This is a genomic window from uncultured Brachyspira sp. (assembly GCF_934747485.1).
Lineage (GTDB): Bacteria > Spirochaetota > Brachyspiria > Brachyspirales > Brachyspiraceae > Brachyspira.
This window is the reverse complement of sequence record NZ_CAKVGN010000108.1, coordinates 1-5556: the sequence shown is the minus strand read 5'-3', so window position 1 is coordinate 5556 and position 5556 is coordinate 1. Positions and strand designations below refer to the sequence as shown.

At 32.3% G+C, this 5556-nt stretch carries 3 protein-coding genes; all 3 read left to right on the top strand.

The window, feature by feature from the left end:
* The first annotated feature begins 218 nt into the window (after window positions 1-218).
* The 3 genes from Q0H31_RS12825 (at window position 219) to gyrA (ending at window position 5255) form a co-directional block, all read left to right on the top strand.
* Window positions 219-899: an N-acetylmannosamine-6-phosphate 2-epimerase gene (locus tag Q0H31_RS12825; protein WP_295298798.1), complete on the top strand. Its 681-nt coding sequence runs from the start codon at window positions 219-221 to the stop codon at window positions 897-899.
* A gap of 82 nt (window positions 900-981) precedes the next feature.
* Window positions 982-2628: a PTS transporter subunit EIIC gene (locus Q0H31_RS12820; protein WP_295298796.1), complete on the top strand. Its 1647-nt coding sequence runs from the start codon at window positions 982-984 to the stop codon at window positions 2626-2628.
* A 131-nt stretch (window positions 2629-2759) separates the two neighbouring features.
* Window positions 2760-5255, top strand: a complete 2496-nt coding sequence (gene gyrA, locus Q0H31_RS12815; protein WP_295298793.1) for a DNA gyrase subunit A — start codon at window positions 2760-2762, stop codon at window positions 5253-5255.
* The last annotated feature ends 301 nt before the right edge of the window (window positions 5256-5556 follow it).

Sequence of the window (5556 nt, the reverse complement as noted above, 5' to 3'; positions counted from 1 at the left end):
AAATTATGATACACCTATGCTATACTTTAAGAAATTAAGGAATTCCTAACTGCAATATGTCTGGCTCCTGTGCAATTATAAATAAAAATTGTAGTGTAAATATATTTTTATAATAGAGTAAATATTTATAAAAATATATTTATGAAATTAATTTGTTTGAAATAATTTTTGTATATTATATAATTTTATATATTTAATAAAATTATGGAGTATTTTGTATGAATGAAGTATTCAAAAAAATAAAGGGCAAACTTATAGTATCTTGTCAGGCATTGGAAGATGAGCCTTTATTTAGTTCTTTTATAATGGGTAGAATGGCTTTAGCTGCAACTCAGGCAGGGGCAGGCGGAATAAGAGCGAATACAGTTGTAGATATACAGGAAATTAAAAAAAATACTAATCTTCCTATTATAGGTATTATAAAAAGAAATTATGGGGATTGTAATGTATATATAACTCCAACCATGAAAGAAATAGACGAACTATGTGCAGAAGGGGTTGATATAATAGCAATAGATGCTACTAAGAGAGAAAGACCAGATAAGGTTCAATTAAAAGATTTTGTGAAAGCAATAAAAGATAAATATCCTAACCAAATTATAATGGGTGATATATCAGATGTATCTGAGGCTATTTATGCCGAGGAGATAGGTATTGATATAGTAGGAACAACATTATGCGGATATACTGATTATACAAAAGGTAATGAACCTTTAGTTACTTTGGAGCAAGTATTAAAATCAGTAAAAATACCTGTTATTGGAGAGGGTAATTTAGATACACCTGAAAAAGCAAAAAAGGGTATAGAGATGGGAGCATTAGCTGTTGTTGTTGGAGGGGCTATAACTAGACCTAAGCAGATAGCAGAGAAATTTGTAAAAGCTATAGAAACTTTATAATAAATTGTAAAAAAATTATATTTTTGTACTATTTTTTCTCTAATATGTTATAATTCTTTTTAAAAATAAATTAGGAGAAAATATGAAGAATTCATTTGCATTGCTTCAAAAAATAGGCAGATCTTTTATGCTTCCTATTGCAATACTTCCTATGGCTGGTATATTATTGGGTGTAGGCGGTGCTTTTACAAGTCCAACTTTGATAGAGACATATAATTTAACATTTTTACAAACAGGTACTCCTTTAAATTATGTTTTAGTATTATTATTTAATGCTGGAAATTTTGTATTTGCTAATTTACCTCTTTTATTTGCGGTTGGTATAGCTATAGGTATGGCTAACAAGAGTAAAGAAACAGCTGCTTTATCTGCTGTTGTTGGTTTTTTATTGTTTCATACTGTTATAGGTGTAATATTAAAATTTCAAGGTCATACTCCAGATAATACAACAGTAGATGCTTTAATGGCTGCGGGTATGAGTGCAGGAGAGGCCGCCGGTACTGCTGCTTTATATGCTAGGGAATTGGGAATATTTACATTACAAACCGGAGTATTTGGCGGTATTATATGCGGTTTATTATCAGCTTTTATTACTAATAGATTTGCAAATCAGACATTGCCTGATTATTTAGCATTTTTCAGCGGCAATAGATTTGTTGCTGTTTTAACTATGGTATTTTTTATACCATTAGCAGCTATATTCCCATTTATATGGCCTAGCATATTTAAAGGTATAGTGAAGGCAGGAGAATTGTTTGCTGCTACTGGATATATTGGAACTTTTTTCTATGGTTTTGCTATGAGAATATTAAATGTTTTCGGACTTCACCATGCTATATATCCATTATTCTGGTATACAGAATTAGGCGGCGTATTAGAAGTAGGCGGACAATTAGTTGCAGGAGGACAGAGAATATTCTTCGCTCAATTAGCTGACCCTACAGTAACACATTTTAGTGCTGCTGCTACTAGAACTATGACAGGCGGATTCTTACCTATGATGTTTGGCTTGCCAGCTGCTGCTTTGGCTATGTATCATGTGGCAGATGATGAAAATAAAACAAAAGCAAAAGGTATTTTACTATCAGCTGCTTTGACTTCTTTTTTAACTGGTATTACTGAACCTTTAGAGTTTACATTTTTATTTATAGCTCCTCCTTTATATGTTGTGCATGCTGTTTTAGAGGGATTAGCATATATGTTGATGTATATATTAAATGTAGCTGTAGGTATTACATTCTCAAGAGGTTTAATTGACTTTACATTCTTTGGATTATTACAGGGAATAACTAAAACTTCTTATCAATGGATATTAATATTAGGACCAGTATATGCTGTTGTTTATTATTTTGTATTTAAATTCTTGATATTAAAGTTTAATTTTGCAACTCCGGGAAGATCAGGAAGCGAAGTAAAATTATATAGAAGAGCTGATTATAATGAAAAAGACGGTTCAAAAGCAGATGGAGCAGTTGCTGCAGATGATGACAGTATAATAGATTCTATTGTGCAAGCTCTTGGCGGAATAGAAAATATAGATAATATAGATGCTTGTATAACAAGATTAAGAGTTACTGTAAAAGACCCTAGTAAAGTTGCTAGCGATGATGTTTGGACTTCTCTTAATTCTAAGAAGGTTTTGAGGGCTGGAAACGGAATACAGGCTATTTACGGAACACAAGCCGAGGTTTATAAAAATAAAATTATACAAAAATATAATATAAAATAATATTTTTTATGTTAAAAAACACATACTTTTTTAAGTATGTGTTTTTTTTATATTTTTCTTAATAATTCTTTATTTGATTTTTATTGTTAAAATGTTATAATAGCAAGAACATTTTTTAAGGATGAAATTCTATGGCTGTAAAAAAGAATAATGATAATAGTGAAGAGAGAAAATATTCCACACTAACAAAAGATATTCTAAAAAGAGTTGATCATATTTCTATAGAAAATGAATTAAAAGAATCTTATTTAAATTACGCTATGAGTGTTATAGTGTCAAGGGCTTTGCCTGATGTAAGAGACGGACTTAAGCCTGTGCATAGAAGAATACTTTATGCAATGTATGATGCTAATTTAACACATGATAAACCATATAAGAAGTCTGCTGCTACCGTTGGTGAAGTGTTGGCACGCTATCACCCGCACGGAGATGCTGCTGTTTATGGCACTATGGTGAGAATGGCACAAGACTTTTCTATGCGTTATTTGCTTGTGGACGGGCAAGGTAATTTTGGCTCTGTGGACGATGACCCTCCTGCTGCTATGCGTTATACTGAAGCGAGAATGACTAAATTCGCAGAAGAGATGCTCAATGACATAGAAAAAGAAACTGTTAAATTTGTACCAAACTTCGATGATTCAAGAACAGAGCCTTCTGTGCTTCCTGCAACAGTACCGCAGCTTTTAGTTAATGGAAGTATGGGTATTGCCATTGGTATGGCTACTAATATGCCCCCTCATAACTTGAAAGAAGTTGTTAATGCTATTGTTTATTACATAGACCATCAAGATACTGAAATTAAAGATTTGATGCGTTATATACAAGGTCCTGATTTCCCTACTGCTGGTATAATATACGGTAAAGAGGGCATTAAAGAGGCTTATACTACAGGCAAAGGAAGAATAAAGTTAAGAGCAAGGCTTGAAATAGAAGAGACAAAAAAAGACAGAGAGGCTATTGTTGTAAAAGAACTTCCTTACGGCGTTGTAAAAACTACTTTGCATGAAAAGATTGCTGAGTTAGTAAAACAAGGTAAAATTGAGGGCGTTGCTGATATTAGAGATGAGTCAAGCAATAGGTCTGGAATTAGGCTTATAATAGAGCTTAAAAAGGGTGTTGCTACTCAGATAGTATTAAATCAGCTTTGGAAGCATACAGATTTAGAAATTACTTTTGGTATTATAAACCTTGCTTTGGTTAATGGCGAGCCTAAAGTATTAAACTTAAAAGAGCTTATAAAATATTTTGTTGATCATAGAGTTGAAGTAATAACAAAAAGAACGGAATATGATTTAAATCAAGCTAAAGCAAAAGCACATATATTAGAAGGGTTATTAATAGCTCAGGCTAATATCGAAGAGGTTATAAGAATTATTAGGCAGAGCGAAAACACAGAAGCTGCAAGAAACACTTTAATGAGTAAGTTTAAGCTATCAGAAAAACAGGCTCAAGCTATACTCGATATGCCTCTTAAACGTTTGACTGCTTTAGAAAAACTCAAAATAGAACAAGAATTACAACAGTTAAGAGAGTTTATTGCTTATTGTGAAGACTTGCTTGCTCATCCGGAAAAAATACTTGCTGTTATTAAAGATGAACTTAAAAACATAGCAGAAAAATACGGAGATGACAGAAGAAGCGAGATAATAGGCAAAACTAATGATACTGAAATTGATGAAGAAGATTTGATTCATGATGAAGATGTGGCAGTATCTATCACTACTCAAGGATTTATTAAAAGAGTACCTGCTTCAAGCTATCGTACGCAAGGAAGAGGCGGAGTAGGAGTACAGGGCGGTAAATCTCAAGGCGAACATTATATAGAACATTTATTCGTTGCTTCTACCAAAGATTATTTATTTATATTCACAGACAGAGGTAAGGCTTTCTGGATGAAGGTGCATGAGATTCCTGCTCTCACAAAAACTTCACAAGGTAAGAGCATAAAGTTTATACTCAATTTGGCACCAGATGAAAAGATTACAAGCTACTTTACAGTATCTGAGTTTAACCCTAAACAATCAATTATAATGGTTACTAAGATGGGTACTATTAAGAAGATGGAGCTTAAACATTTGGAGAATGCTAAGAAGAGGGGTATACTTGCTTTAACATTAGAGAATAATGATGAGCTTATAGGGGTATCTGCTGTTGAAAGCGGCGATGACTTTATTATGACTACTGCTTCTGGGCTTGCTTTGAGGATAAATGAACAGAAAGTGAGAAATATGGGACGTGCTGCTTCTGGAGTTAAGGGTATTAGTTTAGACGACAATGATGTTTGTGTATCTGGAAACGGCATACATAAAGGTGAATCATTAATAGTGATTACAGAAAACGGCATAGGCAAAAGACTTTCTTCTAAGCAATTTAATGCTAAAGGCAGAGGCGGAAAGGGTCAGATTTATATTAAGCCTGACAACAAAACAGGAAATGTGGTGAGTGTAAAAACTGTAGGCGACAAAGATGAAATAATGGTTGTTACTACAGATGACATGACTATAAAGATAAAGGCTGATTCTATACCAGAGTTGGGAAGAAACGCTAAGGGTGTAAAAATAGTTAATATTTCTGATGGTGCTAAGGTAAGCGATTTGGCAGTGGTTCCTGCAGATACTGAAAAATAAATAAACAAATAAAAATTATATTATTAAGCCTGTATTAAGAAATACGGGCTTTTTTATGTATAAATAATTACTTTGAAAAGTAAAAATAAGTAAAATATATAAAATAATAGTAAAAAAAACAGTAATTTTTTAAAAAAATATTAAAAAAACTTTACAAAGTGTATGTTTATGTGTTATAATATATGCATAAACAATAATAAACAACAATGAAGGAGATAAAAATGAAGGGGCTGACCCAGATAACTAAAAAAGCTCCTTTTTTGCTAAATTATATATAATTTCCAATTGTTTTTCAACTTTA